This is a genomic window from Bartonella sp. ML69XJBT, from assembly GCF_028618515.1.
In the GTDB taxonomy this organism is placed as follows: domain Bacteria; phylum Pseudomonadota; class Alphaproteobacteria; order Rhizobiales; family Rhizobiaceae; genus Bartonella.
The window spans coordinates 1-23592 of record NZ_JAQITB010000002.1; the positions used below are offsets into that span (position 1 = coordinate 1).

Sequence of the window (23592 nt, forward strand, 5' to 3'; positions counted from 1 at the left end):
AGACCCTTTGAAAACACCTTAAAAACCCTTTAAAAGAAAATAAATTGGTACAAAACCTGGTGTCAAAATATACAAAACCTGCTGGCAAGCTACACAAAACCTGCTGGCAAGCTACACAGCTTGAAAAGAAAATGGTAGCGGAGGAGGGATTTGAACCCCCGACACAAGGATTATGATTCCTCTGCTCTAACCTACTGAGCTACTCCGCCACATAAAAATATGAGCACATGACTTCATCTTTTGCGGATATAAGAGGTAGAATAGTAAGATGTCAAGCGTCGTTTTTAAGCTTTTCTCTTGTCATTCTATTTTATCATCGATATGGAGTATTAGGGAAATATAATTTTTATATGATGAGGTGAGGTAAGGCATAAAAATGGCGCCACGTGTAGCGGTTTTAGGATGCGGTCATTGGGGTGGGAATCATATACGAACACTCCAAAGTCTTGGGGCTTTAACAGCAGTTTCTGATGTTGATAGTGCTCGTGCAGCAAGTTTTGCGAGTATGTATGGCGTTAATGTTGTCGCGCCTAATGATATTTTCACTTATAGAGATATTGACGCGTTGGTGTTAGCACTACCTCCGCAGCTTCATACAGAAAATGTTTTGCGTGCTGTAAAAAATGGTAAAGATGTTTTGGTTGAAAAACCAATAGCTTTGAATATTACTGACGCTGAACGCCAAGTAAAAATTGCTCGTCAATACAAACGGATTTTTATGGTGGGGCATATTTTAAGATTTCATCCTGCTTTTGAAAAAATGTGTGAATTGGTGAAAAGCGGAGAACTGGGGGAGGTGCGTTATATTTATTCTCATCGGTTAGGCTTTGGAAAATTTCATACACAAAGTGATGCTCTATGGGATCTTGCGCCGCATGATCTCTCAATGATTTTGGCTGTCACGGGATGTGAACCTTCTGAAGTTCGCGGTGAGGGCGGAGCTATCATTGATCAGTGTTCTGATTTTGCTCATATTCATATGACTTTTCCAAATGGTATCCGTAGCCATCTTTTTACTTCACGCTTGAGTTCTTATCGTGAAAGGCTTTTAACGGTTGTTGGTACAAAGGCTATGCTTGTTTTTGATGATATGAAACCATGGAACTGTAAATTGGCATTGCACCGTTTTTCCGTTTGGAAAGAGAGTCAAGAGTGGGCTTTTAGCACTGATGAGGTGAACTATATTGATGTGTGTGAAGGTTTGCCGCTTACTTGTGAATTACAGCATTTCCTTCATTGTATTAAAACGCGTCAAGCACCTCGCACAAATGGTGATGATGCCATTGCTGTTTTACGGATTTTAACTGCTGCTCATGTCAACTATCAGAGATAAAAGAGATAAGTAGCCCTTTTGCATTCTTGTGATGATTAATGGAGTTAGTATGCAATTCATCGACCTTGGAGCGCAGCGTGCGCGTATTGAAGACAAAATTAATTCTGCAATTGCGCATGTGATCGCCAGTGGTAAGTATATTTTGGGACCAAAGGTGACAGAATTTGAAGAGCGATTGGCCGATTATCTTGGTGTTAAACATGTGATTGCATGTGCCAATGGAACAGATGCATTGAAGATGCCTCTTATGGCTAAAAATATTGGTCCAGGTGATGCTGTCTTTTGTCCTAGTTTCACGTTTTCTGCAACCGCTGAAGTTGTCGCTTTGGTGGGTGCTGAACCTGTTTTTGTTGATGTTTTACCTGATACATTCAATATTGATGTTGGAAAACTTTGTGATGCAATCGAAATGATTAAAAAAGAGGGGCGTCTTAAACCAAAGGCAATTATTGCTGTTGATTTGTTTGGCCTTCCTGCTGATTACGCGCAAATTGCTAGAGTGGCAGCAAAAGAGAAGCTGTTTGTGATTGAAGATGCTGCACAGTCAATGGGAGGACGAAGCGGTAATACTATGTGCGGTGCTTTTGGTGATGTGGCTGCTACAAGTTTTTATCCTGCAAAACCGTTGGGCTGTTATGGTGATGGAGGCGCTATGATGACCAATGATGATCATTTGGCAGAACTTTTGCGTTCGATTCTCTTTCATGGTAAAGGTGAAACGCAATATGACAATGTGCGTATCGGTATGAATTCGCGTCTAGACACTATTCAAGCTGCAATTTTATTAGAAAAGTTTGGTATCTTTGAAGAAGAGATGGAAAAGCGTGTGGTGATTGCTCAATATTATTCCAATCATTTAAGAGATATTGTGACAGTTCCAGAAGTGGGAGAGAATGTTCGTTGTGCCTATGCACAGTATACTCTTAAAGTAAAAAAACGTGATGAATTAAAGGACTACTTACAGAAAAACTCTATTCCTACAATGGTTTATTACAAAACTCCTTTGCATCAACAGCCCGCTTATAAGCATTTTCCTTATGTAAAAAGTTCTCTTGATGTTTCTGAATCCCTGGGAGCCCATGTTTTAAGTTTACCCATGCATCCTTATTTAACGCAAAATGAGCAGGATATGATCATTCAGAAAATAAAAGATTTTTATCATTCTTGAGAGAATATCTTTCTCTCTAAAAGTTCGTTAATAGTGGGCTTTATTTTGCTGATCTCTTGGAAATATTTTTTAAAATAAAGCCCAAATTACCACTGGACTCTTCAGTGTGTCTTTGTATCCTAAAAGACAGATGTGATGCTTTTTTATCTCAGATGGTAACGGCAATATTTATGCTACAAAGATAGAGTTAGTATTATCAATCTAGATGTTTATTTGAGCTATTTTGAAGATAAATTATGTAAGAGGTGTTTTTTTTGTGCAGGTTATTTTTTTGCGAATGCGCGATGCGAGATCGTTTGTGTTTTTGGAATTTTTAATCAATGTGCAGATGGGGGATGTAGCTCCTTCCTGTAGTGCTATTTGAGCAGCTAATGTTGCTGCTAATTCCTTTGTTTCTTCACGCAGTTCATCTAAGAGTTGCTGGTTTTCCGTTGTATCGGGCGCATTGATTTGAATTTTTTGTAAACGTTGTTGATAATGTGCGATTTTTTCACGCATAGTTTTAATTTCCCTTATGAAATTATTTGTTGAGATAAGATTTTGTTGGGTTGTGATAGCTTCCTTTGAGGAAGAAGATATGTTTTGTGTGGGAAAACATAGTTGGTAAAGCTGTTCTGTTGTTTGGCTAAGTTGTATTTTTTGTTGTGCATATTTTTTTTGCAAAAATTCATATTTTTGTTCATTGCGCGCAAGTTCCATAGCGTGTTGTGCACAGAGAAAATTGTAGTTTGCTTGCACTTCAGTGAGCGAAAATGGAATTTGTGCAGAAACACTCTTCTGCGCAAAATGAACAGCTTTACGCCAAATAAGGGGGGTCAAAAGCACCAATAACCACGCTGTGGAAGCAACTCCAAGAATAAAAAAAAGAAGCGATTGAATAAGCATAAATTCCCTTTTTAAGAACACTCCGTTTAAAATGGATTCCATGTCGGTTTTGGTGTTAATTTTAAATATCCTACATTGATGCCAAGGCGTGCACCAATACCTGTTCGGACGGGAACGAGTAAGACATTGTGGTGTTTTAGGACATGAAAACCAACACCTGCAATTAAATAGGCCGAACCTGAAATACCACCATAGCGTCCCCATAAATTATTTATATGATTAAGATCGTAAACTAAGATCATGAGACGAGAACCTTGGCCACCAAAATCCCATCCTACAGAAGGGCCTTGCCAAAAAACTTTATGTTGACCGTAGAGTTTTGTAAAAAGTCTTCCCTCACCATAGGTTAGTCCCGCAAAAAAGGCGCCAGAAGCCTCTTCCCCTAAAATATAGGCATTTGGATAACCGTATTGTGAAAAGATATTTTCAATTGCTGCTGCTATACCGCTTGTTGTTTTTCCAAAAAAAATATGACCAGAATCAATGATTTCTTGCAGAGAATAATGAGGTTCATGTTGTTCTATTGGTTGAACTTGTGCATTTGCAGTGTTGATGATGATGAATAAAAGGAAGATAAGAGATACAATGTTTTTGTACCAGCGTATTAGAAAAGAGAGGGCCATAGAGTTTTTCCCTTTTGTTGGTTACAAACAAGGAGATCATATTAGGATTTTCATTCTATTCAAATAAAAAATAAGATGTAAGGTTATTTAAATTCTTGAATTTGTTTCTAAAAAATTAGCGTGATTGTTCAATTTTTCTATATGTATGCATTGGATGTTAAGAGTTTTGCTTTAAAAGCAAGCTTGTTTTTAAATTTTTGGAGTTCTCAATAATTATGACATTAGCTGTTTCTTTGAAGCCTATGGATCTTGCGGCTTTGCTTTGTAGCCGTCTTTGCCATGATTTGATCTCACCTGTTGGTGCTATTCAAAATGCGATGGAGCTTTATGATGAGGGAGGAGCTGAAGAAGATGCTTTGCAATTGGTGCGTTGGTCCGTTGCGAGTGCTTCTGCGCGTCTACAATTTGCACGATTGGCTTTTGGCTTTGCAGGTGCAAGTGGGGGACAAATAGATACACGTACCGCTGAGCAGGTGGCTCAACAATATATGAAAGAAGAAAAAGCAATTTTAAAATGGCAAATTCCTGCTCTGCTTTTACCAAAAAATGAAGTTAAACTTTTGCTTAATTTGTTATTGATTGCAAATACAACTGTTTCTCGTGAGGGAGAAATCGTTGTTATGATTATGCAAGAGGAAAATAAACGTTCTTTTCGCTTTGAAGTTTGTGGTAAAAATCTCCGTATTCCTTCTCATTTTCTTGCATTGTATAATGGAGAAATTCAGGAAGAGCTTATCGATGCTCATGGTATTCAATTTTATTACACAGTCTTACTTGCTGAAATGACAGATATGAAAATAAATATCAATGAAACTGAGGGGTGTCTTGTTTTAGAAAGTGTGAAGAATCTTTGAATAAGATACAAGTGCCTAAGCCATATTTGGAAAGGATGGCTTAGAATATATTCGTGAGCGATGAGATTATATTTGGAAATGGGAGGGTTGAGGATCCTAAAGCTTTAAGCCTTTTTCTCTATTAAGAGATTGCTTGTATGGAAGCCTTTATTTTGTAACAGAGAAAAAATCTCGGCCCGCTACACTCCGAGATTTTACAATGTGCGTTTTCACTGCTTAAGCGGTTTTACGTACGTTTTCTTCAACGGGATCACGTAATACATAACCACGTCCCCAAACCGTATCAATATAATTTACGTGAGAAGAAACAGCTTCTAATTTTTTCCGCAGTTTACAGATAAAAACATCAATAATTTTAAGCTCTGGTTCATCCATTCCACCGTAGAGATGATTGAGAAACATTTCTTTGGTGAGTGTCGTACCTTTGCGCAGAGAGAGAAGCTCTAGCATTTGATACTCTTTCCCAGTTAAATGAACAGGACGTCCAGAAACTTCGACTGTTTTTGCATCAAGGTTAACAGTGAGATCGCCGGTAACAATAACTGATTGCGCATGCCCTTTCGAACGGCGAACAACCGCATGAATACGCGCAATAAGCTCATCCTTATGGAAGGGTTTTGTCATATAATCATCAGCACCAAAGCCAAAACCACGCACTTTATCTTCAATGGCATTCATACCAGAAAGAATGAGGACAGGGGTTTTTATTTTTGCTAATCTGAGGGTTCGCAGGACATCATAGCCTGACATATCAGGTAGATTTAGATCAAGCAAAATGATATCATAATCATAAAGCTTTCCTAAATCGACACCTTCTTCACCTAGATCAGTGATATAAACATTAAAATTTGCTGATTTAAGCATGAGCTCAATGCTCTGTGTCATTGCTTTATCATCTTCAATTAATAATACGCGCATTTTAATCCCTCACTTTGCTCTTTACGAATCAGAAAGAGCACTTTGCATTTTATCATCAGGTAAAACTACCGTTGATAAAAATAACTTACGAAACCAAACGCTTAATAATAAAGCGTTTATGAATATTTCAGCAGTACGCGTAACAATCACCACTGAATTCCCCACTATCCATGATAGTGGTTAACAAAATATTTTTATTTTTAAAAGAGGTTAAAAAATATTTTAGAAAAATAGCATATTTGTGAACTTAATGAAAAAATAAAATGCTTTTTCCACGGAAAATTGACTTTAAGAAAATCTTATAAGGGACTACTTTAATTGCTTTTTTAAAATTGCAGTTTTTGTTTACTGAGCTTTAAATCTCTTTGTTCTATAGTGAAAGCGAAAAGTGAAGAAATGGTTATTTCTTTTGAAAAAATATTGTGTTCGTCAAGTACTTTAAGGAAAGGCAGAAATTATCGTTTTAAATTTGAAAATGGATTGTTTTCGTCAGAAAAAGTCCAACTAACGTATATATTAAAGTGTGAATAGGAATTTTGAGCAGGCGTAATCAAGGAGTAGTGAGTATGAAGCCACGGGAAAGTATAGTGCGATTGAGGATGTTTCAAGTGCGTGGGAAGTATCGTGAAATTGCACAGCTTGAGATGATGATTGCAGAATTTGAGCGAATGGTGTTGGAATTAGAAGCGCAAATTATTAACGAAGAACGTAAATCTGGCAACAATGATGTTCACCATTTTGCTTATTCTGCTTTTGCTCGTGCAGCGCGGCAGAGACGCGATAATCTTGTAAATTCGATTCGTGATTTGCAGTTGCAAAAAACAAATGCTGAAATGACTCTTCATGAAATCAATGGAGAGCTACAGCGTGCACAGCTTCTTGAGGCGCGGGAAAAAAAAGCATTCACGGATGATGAGAATGTTTTAAGTCACTCTAACTCAATGACGGGCTGATAAAAACTATCGTTTAAAAATTAATATTTTGAGATGTTTATGTGTTGAGATGCGAAAAAACAGCCAAACTTTTTCAAGTTTGGCTGTTTGTATTTTAAGCTATTATCGAATCACTATCACTGGCGAATTAGTGCCTGTAATGTTGGATTTTGGTGGTTCGTAATCCAGCCAAACCGTGTTCATCGATCAAACTTTGCCATGAAAGAAATTCTTCTACGGTTAAAGTATAGCGTTGACACGCCTCATCAAGACTTAACAATCCACCTCTAACAGCCGCAACAACCTCAGCTTTGCGACGGATTACCCACCGCCTTGTGGTTTTGGGCGGTAGATCAGCAATGGTAAGCGGACTTCCATCTGGTCCAATAACATATTTCATTTGTGTTTTTATCAGGTTGGTCATTCTATCCTCTACCTTTAGTCAAGGATTTGATTCGTTTGTAAAACATGAAATTTAAAAAAGAGCTAAACGCGTTGAAAAAAAATTAATAAAGTAAGCAAGACAATAAAAAAATATGCTTCAAAGTGAAGCGCGCAAAGTAATCTTTTGTAATATTTCTATCGATTTTTTTGAAGAATAGAAAAGATTTTTATTGTGCCTTATTTTCATCATTCTTTTTTTGTCTGCAGCCGCTTTTAAGAAAGTGATGCTATTGGTTGTGGAAAGGATAAAAAAACAATATAAGAGAAGGGTGAATAGCATAAAAGCAATGAATAGCGCATATTAGGGGCATTAATATACAGGTGTCCATTAAAATAGAGAATGAATACATGTTTTTGAACAGTCTTGATTTACCAGGACGTCCTGAGAATTCCCGTATTGTTGTGGCAATGTCGGGTGGTGTTGATTCATCGGTTGTGGCAGGCCTTTTGAAAAAGGAAGGCTATGATGTCATTGGGATTACCTTGCAACTTTATGATCATGGTGCAGCAACACATCGGGTGGGGGCATGTTGTGCTGGACAAGATATTGAGGATGCTCGCCGCGTAGCAGAGACATTGGGTATACCTCATTACGTTCTTGATTATGAAAAGCGTTTTCGTGAAGCGGTCATTGATCCTTTTGCAGAAAGTTATGCTCATGGTGAGACTCCTGTGCCATGTGTGGCGTGCAATCAGACTGTTAAATTTGCTGATCTCTTAGCAACGGCGCGTCAATTAGGTGCGGATGCTTTGGCAACGGGGCATTATATTCGCTCGCGTTCCCATGGTGTGCATCGGGCACTTTTTCGCCCTCTCGATAGTGATCGCGATCAGAGCTACTTCCTCTTTGCAACGACACAAGAGCAGATTGATTATTTGCGTTTTCCGCTAGGTGACCTTCCCAAAGCACGGGTTCGTGAAATAGCGGCAGAAATGGGGTTTGTTGTTGCCAATAAGCATGATAGTCAGGATATTTGTTTTGTTCCGCAAGGAAAATATTCTGATGTTATCACAAAATTGCGTCCAGAGGCTGCTAATCCTGGAGTTATTGTGCATATTGATGGACAGGTTTTAGGAAAACATGCGGGAATTGTTCATTATACCGTTGGACAACGCCGTGGTATTGGTGTTGCAACGGGTGAAGCGCTTTATGTGGTTTATCTCGATGTAGAAAATGCGCGGGTTATTGTTGGCCCACGTGAAATGTTGGAAACACATAAACTCTTTTTGCGTGATGTGAATTGGCTTGGAGATGAGCCGTTGGATAATTTTCCCTCCGATGGTGTCGAGGTAGCTGTAAAAGTTCGTTCAACCCGTCCTCCGCATCTTGCGCGTTTGCATTATCAAGAGGGTGTTTTTTCCGTTGATTTGTTGGAACGTGAGAATGCTGTGGCACCAGGACAAGCTTGTGTTCTTTATGATGGGAAGAGTAATGAAGCGCGTGTGCTTGGAGGAGGGTTTGTAACTCGTTCAGAACGTGCTGCGGATACTGAAGTGATGTTGAAACGCCTTTTGTGCAATCTGGAAACAAAAACGGCTGTTGCTTCAGACTTTAAAACAATGGCATCTTGTAAATAAAAGTAATCTACTTACCGGATATTTTGCTATTTACAGTGGTATTGCTTTTAGGAGAGTTTTGCAAAATCGCTGAAATGGGCAAGTGCAATACCTGTTGCTGTGGCGACATTAAGGCTGTCAAAACCGTGAGCCATGGGAATGCGTAAGGTTTCTGATTTTTGTAGGACATGGGTTGGTAAGCCGTCACCTTCTGTTCCCAAAATAAGAGCTGTCTTTTTTGTTGGTTTTGCTTGCTTTAGAGTGTGGGGTGCAGAGGGGGAAAGCGAATAGAGATGAAAATCTGCAGCGTTTAGCGTTGCCATAATGTCATCAATATCCGCACCTTGCGTATAGGGCACCTTGAGAGCTGCTCCAGTAGAAACTCTGATGGATTTGCGGTAGAGTGGATCGCATGAGGTTTTATCAATGATAATACCATGGCTGGCAAAAGCAGCTGCATTGCGAAAAATGGCTCCCATATTATCGTGATTAGAGATACCACATAAAACCAGAATCAAAGCTTCAGTCGGGAGTTCTTGTAAAAAAAATTGTAATGATGGGAGTGTTGTACGTTTACCAATACCAAGCACACCACGATGTACATGAAAGCCGGTAATATCATCCATGATTTTTTGATGGACACAATAAATGGGGCATGTTGGCTGTGTTTTTTCTAAAAGGGGCATCAGGCTAGGGAGGCGTTCTCTCACTATAAGCAGAGAGAGAGCAGAAAATTCTTTGGAAGCTAGCAATGTCGATAATATAACTTTACCTTCAGCTATAAATTGATGTCGTCGTCCAACAAGATCTTTTTCACGGATATTATGATAGTCTCGCAAACGTAGATCATCAGTTTCAGAAATTGTTGTGATATTTAAATGCATAGAGGAGATTTAATATTCTTTTTTCTCAATTGCTAGATGTTTAATATTTGCTTTTGTTTGAAGGGAAGGATAAAAAAAATTTATTATTTTAAAACTTATGATAGAATTGTGTTGACAAAATACAACCATAGGTATAATGTAAGAATACCGAGTGCGGTACAATGTAGTTTGTTTTCGTATCGGATGCAGGGTCTTAGGTCCCCGCTATTTCCTAAGCTCTGCATACCCTTAATCTCTAAGGGAAAAGAATCTGGGTCCCCAATGCTCAGATTCTTTTTTTTTGGGGGGAAGCGTTCTCTTTTTTGCTCCAGTTGAGGTATGAGGTTGCATTGGAAGGTGACGCGATCTTTTTTATTGTGTGCAATGCTACTGATATATTATGCGTGTTTTGGGGCTCATAGAAAGATTGATAAAGAGTGCATAAGAGTGATGCGTTTGAGAAAAAACAGGCATTTTTTCGATGATATATTTATGAAGTTACTTAAAAGTTTATGAGATGATAAAGATAATACCTTTGATTTTTCTCAAAGGAGATTTTTATTTCTTGTTGGAGTCTCTGCGTTACTTTATTTATGGTGTTATATTGTGTAACAGCTTTGGTATTGAGATGACAATGATGCGCTGTGAGATTCGTTTATCTTGTAAAATTTCTATGAAGTTGCAGGAGTAATGGTAGTATATCAAGAATGTCACAGGGAGTAGAGTTTAAAATGCTCTTCCTTATTTTGTAAAGAAGAATGGGCGTGGTGATGGGTGCCAAAATCAATATACAGAACTTAACCCTATATTCTATCTTCGTTGCATGTATCGTTTTCGCTTTGAAATATTGGGCATATCACATCACCGGTTCGGTTGCGCTTTATTCGGATGCATTGGAATCAATCGTCAATATACTTGCATCATTGGCGGCGTGGTGGGCGGTTAAAGTGAGTATGAAGCCGGCTGATCACGATCATCCTTTTGGACATCATAAGGCAGAATATTTTTCTGCGATTCTTGAAGGAATCCTGATCATTATTGCAGCAATTATCATTTTGAGAGAAGCATGGATGGCTCTCTCAACCGTAAAATTATTACAAAAGCCCGGGGTGTGGCTCGTTATTCATGTTGTGGCAAGTGTTATAAATTGCATGTGGGGTTGGATTCTCATCCATCAGGGAAAAATTCACCGTTCACCAGCTCTTAAAGCTGATGGAATACATTTCATAACAGATGTTTTTACGTCCCTTGCCATTTTAATTGGTTTAGTTGCTGGTTTTTTCAGTGGATGGGGTGTTTTAGATCCAATTTTAGCGATTATTGTTGCTGTTAATATTCTTTTGCAAGGCTGGAAGGTTATTAACAGTGCTGTTCAGGGTTTAATGGATGTTGGCGTTGAATTGAATGAGACTATGCGGATTCGTGAGCTTATTTCTGCAAATGCACAGGGAGCACTTGAAGTTCATGATTTGCTTACCCGTGTTGCTGGTAGAGTGACTTTTATAGAATTTCATTTGGTTGTACCTGCGGTGATGTCGGTAGGAGAAGCACATCGGATTTGCGATAAAATTGAAGGTGCTCTTCAAGAAGAATTTGATAATGTGCGTATTTCTATTCATGTTGAGCCTGAGGAAGAGGCTAAGTTGCCTCCGGGTACAACGGTGGTTCCTTTTCTCTAAAAAGATTTTTTCCAATTCTCTATCGTAGCATGTAACATTATGTTTTAGGGAGAGTATAAGGCATATTTCTATACCCAAGGTGCTTTTCTGTAGCTGATTTTTTGGCATTGGCCAGATAAAGATAAGGTTGAAGTAAAATATTGATGACAAGACTTATCCGATAAGCTGGTGAGGTGGAAGCATATAAGTCGTTGGTAGGTAATTTGGGAGAAACCAATCTGCCCTTTGTTTTATGGTTAAGAATTTTTGTTCTGCTAAACGGGGAAAGAGAAAAAATTGTTTTAACCCAAAGATGTCTTTATTGTTTGCTTGTTTTTACAATTTTTAGGGTTTACAAAATGTTTAAAGATTTATTGTTTCACTACAGGCGATTTCGTTTTTTTGATTGGTGAGGCTATAGCGTTGCAATTGGCAGCGCCATTGAGAGCTTTCACCATCAATGGCAAATAAATTAAATCCTGCGGGTGGTTTTTTATCACCAAAAGCTTGTGATGCGGAGGAAACACCAACAATAGGAATTTTTCCTGTTGCGCCTTGAATGGTCTTCAATGTGGGAAGATGGGTATGTCCATGAAGAACGAGTTCACAGCCATGATGTTTGATAATGTTTAAAAAACGCTCGATGCCCCATAGTTTCTTATGCCAAAAGGTGGCGTGATGAAAGGGGGGATGATGGATAATGACAACACGAAAAAGTTTGCGTGTTGCAGCTTCATTTAAAAGTTGCGATAAAGCTTGTGCTTGCTTTTTGCCAAAATAACCAAAAGCTTGAAAAGGTGGTGTCGCAATGGCTGAGGAAGCACTGATAATAGCGACGTTCTTGCGAATACGCATATAAGGAAAAGCCTTTTTTTGAAGGGTATCACCTTCGATCCAAGGTTTGAAAAGGGTACAGGCTTTTTGAAATGCTCCACGGACATAGGCATCATGATTGCCAAATGTTAAGGAAATATTTTGAGGCTCTCCTTGGTTCAATAACCAATGACGCGCTTGTTCAAATTCTTTATCAAGAGCAAGATTAACAAGATCACCAGAGATGACAAGATGATCAGGATTTGTCTTTTTCAAGTGATCCATTAAAATGTCTAGGACATTTGTTGCCATTTGGTTCTTACGCTTTTTTTGCCAATTCAGATAGCCCGTAAGACGCTTTCCACAGAGTTCAAAGAAAGAAGGTTGCGGCAAAGGTGCAAGATGCACATCTGATATATGAGCAAGATAAAACATAGACGTTAGCATAGCGTTGAAAATGATTTAGGCAATAAAATAGGAAAAAAAAGAGAGGAGGACAAGCTGGTGCATTTCCGAGGTAAAAAAGGTTTGTAAAATGAAAGAACAATTTCTCAACAAGAGGAAGAAAAGCTTTTGAGAAAGCTATGCTTTATTGTTTTTTTACATTATAAAAGATGACTTGGATTCTCAAGGTTTTTAAATGACTTGAGATCATAAGCTTTTAAAAGTAACAAATAAGTGAATGCTGTGATAAGAATCAGAGGCATTATAAAATCATAACAGGAATTTTTGGACTTTTTAACGGCTTTCACGATACCACATGCTGTTTAACAGGATAAGACAGATAAGCAGTGCAAAGAAACCAGAAAAGATCGACAAATGGAAACTCTTGATTAAACGGGTCTCTGTTGCTTCTTTTAGTACAATTGAATGAGCAGATGAGGATGTTGTACCGGTTTGTGACCGAATCAGCTTTATAGGAGGAAGATGAATACCTTCTTTTTCCTTGTCGTGTAAACGTGCGATGTATCCGCCAGTATGTTTACTGATGGGAGCGAGTTTTTCTTTTGTTGAAATGACATCAAGTAATTCGAGATTATCAAGTACAGTTACAAAAGAGAGAGTTGTTAAGTCGCCATTTTTGATGGTAAAAACTCCTGTTTCATCAATATCTATTGTTGCAGCAAAGATCCCTTCTTGCTCTTTTGTAAGGGTGATATTTTCTTTTTTTCCAGAGGGAAAAGTTATTTCGGCTGGTTCTGGGTGATCTTTGAGTGTTTGGCGATAGATGGTTAAACGATGATGGTTGCTGGTAGCAGTTAATTTTTCCTCTTCAAGTTCTGGCTCTTTCATAAGCCAATGGGCAATTCGGCGATAGAGAGCTGCATAGGGTCCTCCACCTTCGAAACCTCTTGCCCAAAGCCAACTTTCATCAGAAAGCAACATGCCCACACGCCCCTGACCAACATGGGAAAGAAGTAAAAGAGGTTGTTCATCTGCTCCTTTCATCAGAGCAATGCCTTTGTGTGTGTTTTGAATAGCAATTTGTCGTAGCCACCGTCCCCATTGAGAGGCTGGAAAGTTAAGTGTTGCAAGGTTTTTTGTGACAGGATGGCGTTCACCTTCTTTGGTTAACTTTGGGCGAAAAGGCTTTTGAAGAATAGTACCATTGGGTAACGCGGGGAGGATGCTTATTAAAGGTGTTTTCGCAAGCGAGTTTTGTTGCGTAAACTCAGGTCCTGTTACCATTAGCAACGCACCACCCTGTTGTACATATTGCGCGATATAATCATAATAGATTAACGGGAGAACACTAGAGTGTTGATAGCCATCAAGAATGATGAGATCAAAATTGTTGATCTCTTCAACAAAGAGCTTTTTGGTAGGAAAAACAACAAGTGATAATTGGCTTAAGGGTGTGTTATCTGCTTTGTTGGGAGGACGCAAAATGGTAAAATGAACAAGATCAATATTGGAGTCCCCTTTTAAAAGATCACGCCATGTTCTCTCACCATTATAAGGTGCACCTGAAATAAGAAGGACACGCAAATTTTCTCTAATCCCTTCAATAATCGCTATGGCGCGGTTGTTTTCAGAGCTTAATTCGCCTTTGTATGTCTCTGTGGTAACTTGGATGATATTTTTTTCAGCATGGGGAAGGGTTATTTCCGTTTGAAAAATACTGCCGGGGGTTACAGAATAATGACCAACTTCTTGTCCATTGATGCTTACAGTAATATCTGCTTGCTTTGGAAGAGATTGTTGGGTTTGCCCCTTATCTTCTACTAAGATAGAGAGTATTTGTGGTTTATTGATAAGGGCAAAGCGAGGAGGAGAAATAATTTTGACTTGGCGGTCAAACTCACTGGACCTTCCTGTGATGAGGGCATTGAGTGGTGCTTGATGGTGAAGCTCTATAATATCAGGAATGTCATGGACTTGTCCATCGGTGATAAAAATTGTTCCTGCATAACGAGATGGTGGGATATCAGATATGGACTGTGTTAAAGCCTGAAACAAATTTGTTGAGGGTGCATATTGGTTATCAGCAAGTCTTCCAACTTCAATAAAGCGTGGTTCAAATTGCGGGTAATGTGCCAATGCTTTTGTAAGTTGTCTACGTGCTTCATCACTGTCGTTTGTACGTGTGCCAAATGTTTGGCTTTTGCTGCGATCAATGACAATGCCTATCGTACTTTTCAGTGGTTCGCGCTGCTCTTTGATGATCATGGGATTGAGTAAAGTAAGGAGGAGCACGATCAATGCTATAAGGCGTAATAAAGAGCCTTGACGTTGTTGAATGAGGCTAATAATGACAAAAAGGGTGGATATTCCTCCTAAGAAGAGAATCCAAGAGAGAGGCAAAAAAGGCTGAAAAGTAAAGAATGGGGTCATTGCCTTCTTTCCCTTTTAAAGCGTTCTAAAAGTGCTGGAACATGCACTTGGTCTGCTTTATAGTTTCCTGTAAGCACATAGAGAACTATATTTAATCCTGCACGAAAAGCCCATAGACGTTGCATCGGATCATTGGGAACAAGTGGATATTTCCACATGCCTTTTTCGTCTAGTGCCCAAGCACCAGCAAAGTTATTTCCAGTAATCAGGAGAGAACTGACATTATCACCCAAGCTGAAAAGACTTTCGTTTTTTTTATTGGTTGAGGATGATGTTTCAACCCACAAAGGTGAACCACGGTAGAGACCTGGAAAGTCTGGCATAATATAAAAAGAACGAGCAATCACATGATCTGTTGATGCTGGTTCAATGGCTGGGATATTTAATCCCTTTAAAATGCTTCTTAATCTTTGTGTGGCTGGGGTGGCGGTGTCTTCAAGAGTGAGGCTGGTGGTTATTTGATCGCGTGTGTCAAATAAAATTGTGCCTCCATGTTTCATAAAGCGATTTATTTTTTCAAGACTCTTTTGTGTTGGTAGAGGACTGTTTGCATCAAGGGGCCAATAAATGAGAGGATAGAAGGCAAGTTCGTCTTTCTCAAGATCAAGTGCTACCACAGAGCTTGGTGCGAGCATTGTCCGCTCTGCGATGAATCGGCTTAAGGCTTCTAGACCACTTTTACTCGTTGCATCAATTTCATGATTATTTGTTATAATGTAAGCAAGATGTGTTGCACCTGCTGCTTGTACTATGCTTTCCGTATGGCTTTCTGTGTTTTGTGCATGAACGATTGGAGTCTGTGAAAAGAAGATCATGAGACCTATTGTGAAGGGGAGAAAAAGCAGCATATTGTTTCGTCTGTTGAGAAAAAAATTGCCTCCTATCCATAAAGTTAAAAAACTATCCAAGGCGAAGAGTAACATGGCTAATGCTAAAAGTGGGCCAATAAGATGTTGTTCTTTTGTGTCGTAAGATAAAAGATTTTTGCTTAAAGAAGGTGATGGAGATTGTTTTATCAAGTGTGATGAAGGATTTAACACATTGAGTGCATAAAAATTATTTTTGACACCATAGAGTCCGGGGGGAGTACGATAGGAAGGAAGGGGTGGATATTTGGCATTAAGAACCAGTGGAACAACATGAGAGGGGGGCGTTTGTAATTGTCCATCAGCAGTTATTGTTCGCCACGGATTTTGTATGGTTGTTTGTGTTGTTATGTGTGTTGGATTTGTGTTTGCATAAGCACTCAATGTGATTAGTTTTTGCAACATTTGTGCAAAAAAGCCAGAAAGAGGAAGATTGGACCATGTGGGATCAGGGGCAATGTGGATAAGAATGAGTGTTCCTTTACCACGTCCTGATGCTGTAATAAGGGGTGTTCCATCAGAAAGAGCGAGCCATGTCTTGTCAAAAAGATCGGGGCTTGGTTCTGCTAGGATTTGGCGTGAGACCGTAATATCTTCTGGAAAGGGAAGATCAGAGAATAGGCTATTTTTTGCAAATGGCGCAAGTTTTTGCGGTTTCGTCCAAGACATAATACTACCAAGCAAACGTTTACCAGGGCGTAAAGATACTGGAAGGAGGCTATCATAGTGTTCTGCGCTACTCAGATTTTCTCCCGCAAAGCGGATAAGTGTTCCTCCTTTATTGACGAAGTCAGACAGCTTTTTTTCTGCCTCTTCTGACATGTTTACAATATCACCCATAATGAAAACAGAAGGATTTTGTTTCAGTAAGTGGTCAATATCCGTTGAAAGTTCTCTTCCACCAGCTGTTATAAGCTGTGTATGATCCTGGAGTGCTTTGATAATATAATAAAATGGAGAGAGTAACGGTTGTACCATTTCATTGGTATTTGATGAGAGAAGAGCAACACGGCTTACTCTCTTATGGCTGTCCACTAAGAAGGTCGCAGCTGCATGGGCTTGGTTGCTCACCTTTATCCAAGCAATGTCATTACGCAGTTCAAGTGGTATGCTAAAAGGAACAAAGGTGGTGGTTTTTCCCTCAAGAAAGTTTGCTTTAAATTGGCCAAGCAATTGATTGTTTGAATCGTAAAGTTCTAGTGTAGTGGGAGATTTACCGTGTGTTGTTGCACGGATAATGCGTGCGACCATGTTTCCGTTGTCATTTTCTATGGCCGTTATGCCAAATAAATCGGAAATATCGGCTAAATACCATAAGAGTGTTTCAGGTTTTAATTGTTCAATGAGAGCAAAAGTTTGATCGTCTTCCCTTGTTTGTAATCCATCACTGAAGTAAGCAATATCAAGGGGTTTTCCTTTATTTATTGCAATCAGTTTTTGTAGTGCATGCACACGATTGACGGGCCAAGGGCGGGGTTGCAAATGCATTAAATGTTGTTTTACAACTTTTGCAGGAAGAGGACCTTTATTGGAGTCATGATTTTCAGCGGTGGCAAGAAAATAAATGTCTTTTTGCTGTTTTTCTGCTTGTGCAAGGAGATTTTGAGCAAGAGAGATGCGTTTTTTCCATTCTTTTGCAGAGGCCCATCCATTATCGATAATGAGTGCAAGGGGCTGTGATCTGGATAGTATAATTGGCTTTTGATTCCAAATGGGGCGCGCTAAAGCGATGATAATCAGTGCGGCTATGGTTAGTCGTAGTAACAATAACCACCAAGGTGTGTGGCTTGCTTTTTCCTGCTGATTAATTGATTTTGGTAGAAAACGTAAAGGAGGAAAGGGTTCTTTACGCGGTGAGGGAGGTGTTATGCGTAACAACCACCAAATGATGGGCAGGGATAAAAGTCCAAGTAACAGCAGGGGAGCAGCAAAACTCAAAGCGACCTCCTGATGTGAGAGGGAGAGCTTCCCATTTGGTTTACGAGATGCAAAATAGTTTTAGTGAAGGGTTTATTTGTTGTACTTACGTGATAGGTCCATCCTTGGCGTGAGCAAAAATTTACTAATTCTTGTCGTCTTGCTTGATACAGCTTGCAATAGTTTTCACGAAGGTTTTCTGCTTTTCCAAAAGTGTGCTTTTCGTTTGTTTCGGGATCAAAAAATTCAGTACAACCTCTATAGGGAAAGTCTTCTTCTGCGGGATCAGCAACTTCAATTAAATGCGCAGTAACCTGTTTTGTAGATAAAGTGCTTAAATGTTGGATGATTTCTTCAGGATGATCGAGAAAGTCACTTATTATGATGGCATGTGAAAAACGCGTAATCGTTGAAAAATCCGGCAATGGACTTTCATTTTGATGATTTGTCAAAGTAAGCGCTATGCGTTCTATGACATTGGATGCCATGGTAGGAGGCATGAGATTGGGGATCGCAATATGTTCGCCACTTTGTGCAAGAAGTAACGCCAATGCAAGGGTCAGAATGATGGCATGATCACCTTTAGAGATTTTAGAAAGGCGCGAACAATAATGCATAGATGCACTTTGATCAGTCCAAAGCCAAATCGTTTGTGTCATTTGTGATTCATGTTCACGCAGGTAAGTATGTTCATCACGTGCTGAGCGACGCCAGTCAATGCGTGTAATGGACTCTCCTTCAATATAAGGGCGAAATTGCCAAAAATTTTCTCCCTGACCACGTCTGTGCTGTCCATGCCATCCCGTTATCAGTGTTTGGGCAATCCGATGTGCTTGTAGAAGGAAAGACGGCATTTTTGCAGTATCTTCGTGCAATTTGCTAGCAAGTGATATGGGAGAGGTTTTTGAAACTTTTTTGCCAATGGCCATTTTTAAAGAGCGTCTTTCACAAGATTGTTGATAATATCTTTTATGGTTATACCTTCGGCACTTGCAGAAAAATTGAGTGCCATGCGGTGTTGTAATACGGGATAGGCTAGTGCTTCAACATCATCAAGAGAGGGGGCTAAACGCCCATAATAAAGTGCTCTGGCGCGGACACAAAGGGAAAGTGCTTGCGATGCGCGTGGACCAGGTCCCCAAGTAACATAAGTATTTGCAAGGCTGTTATCTTTATGAGGGCGAGCCGAACGAACGATTTTTAAAATGGCTTCTATAACATTTTCTGAAAGCGGTATTTTCCGAACAATCTTTTGAATTTTTTGCAGTTTTTGCGTTGACAAAATCGGTTTTATATTCTGATTTTTCTCTCTTGTTGTTTCTAAAATAATACGCCGTTCTGTCATAAGATCAGGATAGTCAATATTAATTTGCATCAAAAAGCGGTCTAGTTGTGCTTCAGGAAGCGGGTAAGTCCCTTCCTGTTCGAGAGGGTTTTGGGTTGCAAGCACATGAAAAGGTTGTGGCAAATCATAACGCTGACCTGCAACGGTGACATGATATTCCTGCATGGCTTGTAAAAGAGCTGATTGCGTGCGTGGAGAGGCTCGATTAATTTCATCCGCCATTAGAAGTTGGGTAAAAATAGGTCCTTGAAGGTAGCGGAAAGAACGTTTACCACTCTTATCGGAATCCATAATCTCAGAGCCTATAATATCCGATGGCATGAGATCAGGGGTAAATTGGATGCGTTTTTCATCAAGCCCTAATACTGTTGCTAAAGTTGCAACAAGACGCGTTTTTGCAAGTCCTGGAGCTCCCACAAGAAGAGCGTGTCCACCAGCAAAAATAGTGATCAAAGCATATTCAATCACATGATTTTGCCCAAAAATAACTTTGTCAATTTCTTGTTGTAGAATATCCAATTCTTTGTGCACGTTATCAATATCATCAATAACCGCTTGGGCTTCATTGTTGATATTGGCCTTTTTCATAGAACTGGCTGATGTATCGTGTTGACTCATGTTTCTTCCTTAAGGCATTTGTGGCAAAATCGATAATTTTCTCTGTATGATAATGAATATTTTATGATTTGTAGCAGAAAATGCGAAGAAAAGAAGGGTAATATATTGTTTTTTTATCTTCGCACATATGTAGAGTGATCTATTTGAAACAAACAAGTGTGTTGTGTAAGGAATATATGGAAAATAGTATTCTCCAGAAAATATCTGTTTAAAGCCAAAGAAGACAATTTTTTGAAAGGTTAAAAGGTTGAGCATTAGACAAGATTTCAAACAAGTTGAATGGTTGCAACATCATGATATCCAAATGCTTCTTCGCATTTTATCTTTGGATGGTGAAGAGGCACGTATTGTGGGCGGGGCAGTGCGCAATCAGCTGTTAGGGCAACCTATTTGTGATATTGATATTGCTACAACTTGTTTGCCACAGCAGATTATAACACGCGTAGAAGAAGCAGGATTTAGAGCTGTTCCTACAGGTGTTGCGTTTGGTACAGTGACGGTGGTTTCTCAGTCATGTTCCTATGAGGTAACAACGCTTCGCTCTGATATTGAAACAGATGGTCGTCATGCGAAAGTGGCATTCGGTCGTGATTGGAAAAAAGATGCGGAACGGCGGGATTTTACCATTAACGCGCTTTATTGTGATGCTGCTGGTTGCCTTTATGATGATGTGGGAGGCTTGAATGATATTGCCAGCCAGACAGTGCGCTTTATCGGCATTGCAGAAAATCGTATTCGCGAAGATTATTTACGTATTTTGCGGTTTTTTCGCTTTTTTGCTTGGTATGGTATGGGGCGACCTGATGTGGAAGGCTTGAAGGCATGTGTTCGTTTAAAAGATGGTTTGCATAAGCTTTCATCGGAGCGCATTTGGGGAGAAATGAAAAAATTGCTCGCTGCTTTAGATCCAACGCGTGCTCTTTTATGGATGCGCCAAAGTGGCATTTTGACACGTATTTTTCCTGAAACAGAAAAGTGGGGCATTGATGTGGTACACGCATTGGTGAAAACAGAACAGGCTCTTGGCTGGAAAGTTGATCCGTTGTTACGGCTAGAAAGTCTGCTCCCTCCTGATCCTGTGCGTCTTCATGAAATGGCAAAGCGTTTGCGTTTATCCCATAAGGAAACAACGCGGTTAAAAGAATGGGCACAGTTGGAGAGGATTGCCCAAAACTGTTCAGAGTTTTTTTTACAAAAACTGCTTTATTTACATGGTCAGCAGTCTGTTTTAGATCAGTTGTCTTTGTCTATTGCTTCATCATATGTTGATGCTTCGGAGAAAAGCCAAGCTTTACAAAAAACAGAAGATTATGTCAGGCTTTATCAGCTTGCTCAAAGGTGGCAGATTCCTACTTTTCCTGTGAATGGCAAGGATTTGATCCAGAAAGGTTTTTCTAAAGGTGTTCTTTTAGGAAAAAAGCTCAAAGAGCTTGAAATGATATGGATTGAAAGCGGATTTCTTATGGATCGTAATGCATTATTAGAAAAAATTAATTTATAATATTCATTTTTTTAAATATTCTTTTATTTTTTGTTTTATAATAAATTGGTTGTTGATAGCAAAAATGATGTGAGAGAGTGTTATTTGTCGTGTCATAAATCTTATCAAGACAATGATGTAAGACGCATTTATTGCGCATTAAAGATATAGTTTTGTCTACGGTTTTATTTCAGTTGTTTGTTGTGTCACTCATGAAGTTGAGTACAATATTCAGGGGCTGTCGTTGGCGTCTATGGGATAAACATATAAGTTGGGAGCCAAGAAAAATTCACCAAGGGTAATCATTCTTCATGATAGACTGGTACTGATAAACGCCTTGTTCTTTACAAGGAGGAGATTGAATAATTTCCTTTATCATTTGGTTTGATGAATATGATTTTCCCCAATGATTTATAAAGGTGTTTTTAAACTTATTCCAGAAGCATATTGAAAAATATAAGATTTTAGTGGCATTGTAAGATTCTAGAAAGATGGCGCGCTTTCACTTTTTTGATAATCATTGATCTTGTGTAGACTATTGTGATTTCATCAATATATTGAATCCCTTACGGAGATTTTTGTATTTTCTTTGTTAAGTTTCTCCCTTTTCATAATAACCAATTTGGCGAAGTGCTTCTCCTGTTGTTATGGCCACACTCACAGCCAGATTTAAAGAGCGTGCGTGTGGTTGCATGGGAATTTTTAATGTGCAATCAACGGCTTTATGAACATAATCAGGAACGCCTGCTGATTCACGACCAAAAAGTAAAACATCATTTTTTTGATAGTGTATCTGTGTGTAGCATGTTTCTGCCTTTGTGCTCAAAAGCAAAAGACGACGCTTAAAGTGTCTCATGGTGTTGATGAAATGTTGCCAATCAATATGGCGTTCCAGCGAGGCATATTCGAGATAATCTAAGCCCGCGCGCTTAAGATTACGATCGGATAAGTTAAAGCCGGCTGGTTCAATAATATGAACACGTAAACCAAAACAGGCGCTAAGGCGCAAAATTGTTCCAGTATTACCAGCAATATCAGGTTGAAAAAGCGCAATATGAAGTGTCATGTTTTATGTAGTAGGATTTTTTCTTCGTATTTGTAAAGAAGCTCTATAGCTTATTCGAAAAATATCATTGCGAGCAGGTGGTTTTAGTGTTTGGCTGTTATTTCTTTTGGATTTTAAGGCGGGTGTACCCAAGTTTATGATAAGAGGAATCAAGTATGAACTGTGAGAGGTGATCATTGTTCAAAAAGTTTCACGACAAATGTTGCTCTTTATAAGAGCAGATTTTATCAAAAGATTTTTTTAGGACTGTTGTGTTCGTGCAGTTTTTTTTGAAACACTTATCAAAGCGGCGTATCCATTATTAATCAAGAGGACTTGTGTGATTGTATCGATTATCAAACATGCATCGCTTTTTAAACAATATCAACTGTTATATAAGTTCGATGAAAGAGGTCGCCTATTGAATGCAAAATTGCGTTTTCTTTGTACAGCTTGGCTTGAGAGGGGCTGTGTATCAATTGTTTCTTCATGACAAAGATTTTGCTGTTGTTTGAATTTTTGAGACACTGAAATGTTAGAGTTTAATAAATGAGAGGCTTTACAATAAGTGGTAATGCGAGAGCAGAGAATATATTGTGGTTGGTATCACTTCTCTTTAAGTTACATTGGAGCGGTGAACAGAAAAACTTCAGTATGGGAATATAAGTCGTAGGAGAGATAAAGGCTTAGTGAAGAGAGAAGGTAGCAGAGGGAGATTATGATTTGTTACCACTGAGTTGAGAGAGAAAAGATAAGAAGAGAACAAATTACACAAATGATAAGAAGTCTTTTCTGAAATGTTTTTTTATGGTTTAAATAACTGAGGATTGTATCATAAGGGCGGGGATGGGAGAAACTGTTTTAGGGAGTACTCTTTAGTTAAGATAATGAGTGAGCAGACAAGGCGGGATTTTCTGTTTTTATTAACAGGTGTTACAGGAGCAGTTGGGATAGGTGCTGTCATGTGGCCTTTTATCCGTCAGTTGCGTCCAGATGAAGCTGTTTTAGCCTCTTCCTCTATTGAGGTTGACCTTTCTAGTATTGAAGAGGGTATGTCAGTGACGGTCAAATGGCGTGGACAGCCTGTTGTTATTCGTAACCGAACTGCAAAAGAAATTGCTGAGGCGCGTGCTACTAAATTGAGTCTTCTCAGAGATCGTCAGGCCCGCAATCCTAATCTTGAAGGTGAAGAGGAAGCGACGGATTTAGCCCGTTCAGCAGGCAAGGGGCATGAGAATTGGCTTATTCTCATTAATCTTTGTACACATCTTGGTTGTGTAACACTTGGTCAATCGGGACGATTTGGTGGATGGTTGTGTCCATGTCATGGGTCTGTTTATGATACAGCTGGAAGAGTGCGATCGGGACCTGCTAACTATAATCTCGCTATTCCTCCTTATCGATTTCTTTCTGATACTTTACTGAAAATAGGATAAAG

The 23592-nt window shown here is 39.1% G+C and carries 20 protein-coding genes and 1 tRNA gene; 8 read left to right on the forward strand and 13 right to left on the reverse strand.

Annotated elements, in window-relative coordinates; all coding sequences use genetic code 11:
• Positions 1-132: 132 nt before the first annotated feature.
• Positions 133-209, reverse strand: a tRNA-Met gene (locus PVV68_RS00760).
• A gap of 167 nt (positions 210-376) precedes the next feature.
• Here PVV68_RS00760 and PVV68_RS00765 point away from each other — a divergent pair.
• On the forward strand, positions 377-1333 hold the full coding sequence (locus tag PVV68_RS00765) for a Gfo/Idh/MocA family protein (RefSeq protein ID WP_273719767.1): 957 nt from the start codon (positions 377-379) through the stop codon (positions 1331-1333).
• A 49-nt stretch (positions 1334-1382) separates the two neighbouring features.
• Positions 1383-2501: a DegT/DnrJ/EryC1/StrS aminotransferase family protein gene (locus tag PVV68_RS00770; RefSeq protein WP_273719768.1), complete on the forward strand. Its 1119-nt coding sequence runs from the start codon at positions 1383-1385 to the stop codon at positions 2499-2501.
• 234 nt (positions 2502-2735) lie between these two features.
• Here PVV68_RS00770 and PVV68_RS00775 read toward each other — a convergent pair whose 3' ends face one another.
• Together PVV68_RS00775 and PVV68_RS00780 are read right to left on the reverse strand one after the other, a co-directional pair.
• Positions 2736-3386 carry a hypothetical protein gene (locus PVV68_RS00775; RefSeq protein WP_273719769.1) on the reverse strand — a complete coding sequence of 217 codons (651 nt, stop codon included), beginning with the start codon at positions 3384-3386 and terminating at the stop codon, positions 2736-2738.
• Positions 3387-3412: 26 nt separating this feature from the next.
• The gene (locus PVV68_RS00780; RefSeq protein WP_273719770.1) at positions 3413-4009 is read right to left on the reverse strand and encodes a DUF1134 domain-containing protein; all 597 of its coding nucleotides are present in this window, start codon (positions 4007-4009) and stop codon (positions 3413-3415) included.
• A gap of 215 nt (positions 4010-4224) precedes the next feature.
• Between PVV68_RS00780 and chpT the strand changes: the two genes are divergently transcribed.
• Positions 4225-4863: a histidine phosphotransferase ChpT gene (gene chpT / locus PVV68_RS00785; protein ID WP_273719771.1), complete on the forward strand. Its 639-nt coding sequence runs from the start codon at positions 4225-4227 to the stop codon at positions 4861-4863.
• A 216-nt stretch (positions 4864-5079) separates the two neighbouring features.
• On the opposite strand, the gene ctrA is transcribed toward chpT, so the two are convergent.
• Complete coding sequence (ctrA, locus tag PVV68_RS00790; protein WP_273719772.1) at positions 5080-5781, reverse strand: response regulator transcription factor CtrA; 702 nt, start codon at positions 5779-5781, stop codon at positions 5080-5082.
• A 21-nt stretch (positions 5782-5802) separates the two neighbouring features.
• On the reverse strand, positions 5803-5934 hold the full coding sequence (locus tag PVV68_RS00795) for a hypothetical protein (protein ID WP_273719773.1): 132 nt from the start codon (positions 5932-5934) through the stop codon (positions 5803-5805).
• 413 nt (positions 5935-6347) lie between these two features.
• Here PVV68_RS00795 and PVV68_RS00800 point away from each other — a divergent pair, with 413 nt between their 5' ends.
• Positions 6348-6734 carry a flagellar export protein FliJ gene (locus PVV68_RS00800; protein WP_273719774.1) on the forward strand — a complete coding sequence of 129 codons (387 nt, stop codon included), beginning with the start codon at positions 6348-6350 and terminating at the stop codon, positions 6732-6734.
• Between the two features lie 127 nt (positions 6735-6861).
• Here PVV68_RS00800 and PVV68_RS00805 read toward each other — a convergent pair whose 3' ends face one another.
• Positions 6862-7137 (reverse strand): DUF1153 domain-containing protein, encoded by a 276-nt coding sequence (locus tag PVV68_RS00805; protein ID WP_273719775.1) that lies wholly within the window; start codon positions 7135-7137, stop codon positions 6862-6864.
• A 368-nt stretch (positions 7138-7505) separates the two neighbouring features.
• Between PVV68_RS00805 and mnmA the strand changes: the two genes are divergently transcribed.
• The gene (mnmA, locus tag PVV68_RS00810; protein ID WP_273719776.1) at positions 7506-8735 is read left to right on the forward strand and encodes a tRNA 2-thiouridine(34) synthase MnmA; all 1230 of its coding nucleotides are present in this window, start codon (positions 7506-7508) and stop codon (positions 8733-8735) included.
• A 47-nt stretch (positions 8736-8782) separates the two neighbouring features.
• On the opposite strand, the gene PVV68_RS00815 is transcribed toward mnmA, so the two are convergent.
• A complete protein-coding gene (locus tag PVV68_RS00815; protein WP_273719777.1) occupies positions 8783-9598 on the reverse strand; it encodes an RNA methyltransferase in 816 nt (271 codons plus the stop codon).
• Positions 9599-10347: 749 nt separating this feature from the next.
• On the opposite strand from PVV68_RS00815, the gene PVV68_RS00820 reads away from it, so the two are divergent.
• Positions 10348-11256, forward strand: a complete 909-nt coding sequence (locus tag PVV68_RS00820; protein WP_273719778.1) for a cation diffusion facilitator family transporter — start codon at positions 10348-10350, stop codon at positions 11254-11256.
• 342 nt (positions 11257-11598) lie between these two features.
• On the opposite strand, the gene PVV68_RS00825 is transcribed toward PVV68_RS00820, so the two are convergent.
• From PVV68_RS00825 to PVV68_RS00845, 5 genes are all read right to left on the reverse strand, one after another.
• Entirely contained in the window at positions 11599-12495 is an 897-nt protein-coding gene (locus PVV68_RS00825; protein WP_273719779.1) for a metallophosphoesterase, read from the reverse strand.
• A gap of 291 nt (positions 12496-12786) precedes the next feature.
• Positions 12787-14883: a hypothetical protein gene (locus tag PVV68_RS00830; RefSeq protein ID WP_273719780.1), complete on the reverse strand. Its 2097-nt coding sequence runs from the start codon at positions 14881-14883 to the stop codon at positions 12787-12789.
• Positions 14880-17687: a DUF4159 domain-containing protein gene (locus tag PVV68_RS00835; protein WP_273719781.1), complete on the reverse strand. Its 2808-nt coding sequence runs from the start codon at positions 17685-17687 to the stop codon at positions 14880-14882. Before PVV68_RS00835 ends, PVV68_RS00830 begins: the two co-directional genes overlap by 4 nt.
• On the reverse strand, positions 17684-18595 hold the full coding sequence (locus PVV68_RS00840; protein WP_273782574.1) for a DUF58 domain-containing protein: 912 nt from the start codon (positions 18593-18595) through the stop codon (positions 17684-17686). The genes PVV68_RS00835 and PVV68_RS00840 overlap by 4 nt, the downstream gene beginning before the upstream one ends.
• Positions 18596-18597: 2 nt before the next feature.
• Positions 18598-19629, reverse strand: coding sequence for a MoxR family ATPase (locus tag PVV68_RS00845; protein ID WP_273719783.1), 1032 nt, complete (start codon positions 19627-19629; stop codon positions 18598-18600).
• Positions 19630-19876: 247 nt separating this feature from the next.
• On the opposite strand from PVV68_RS00845, the gene PVV68_RS00850 reads away from it, so the two are divergent.
• Complete coding sequence (locus tag PVV68_RS00850) at positions 19877-21130, forward strand: CCA tRNA nucleotidyltransferase (protein WP_273719784.1); 1254 nt, start codon at positions 19877-19879, stop codon at positions 21128-21130.
• Between the two features lie 571 nt (positions 21131-21701).
• Here the strand turns inward: PVV68_RS00850 and PVV68_RS00855 are convergent.
• The gene (locus PVV68_RS00855; protein ID WP_273719785.1) at positions 21702-22175 is read right to left on the reverse strand and encodes a tRNA (cytidine(34)-2'-O)-methyltransferase; all 474 of its coding nucleotides are present in this window, start codon (positions 22173-22175) and stop codon (positions 21702-21704) included.
• A gap of 866 nt (positions 22176-23041) precedes the next feature.
• Between PVV68_RS00855 and petA the strand changes: the two genes are divergently transcribed.
• Entirely contained in the window at positions 23042-23590 is a 549-nt protein-coding gene (petA, locus tag PVV68_RS00860; RefSeq protein ID WP_273782575.1) for a ubiquinol-cytochrome c reductase iron-sulfur subunit, read from the forward strand.
• Positions 23591-23592 lie beyond the last annotated feature (2 nt).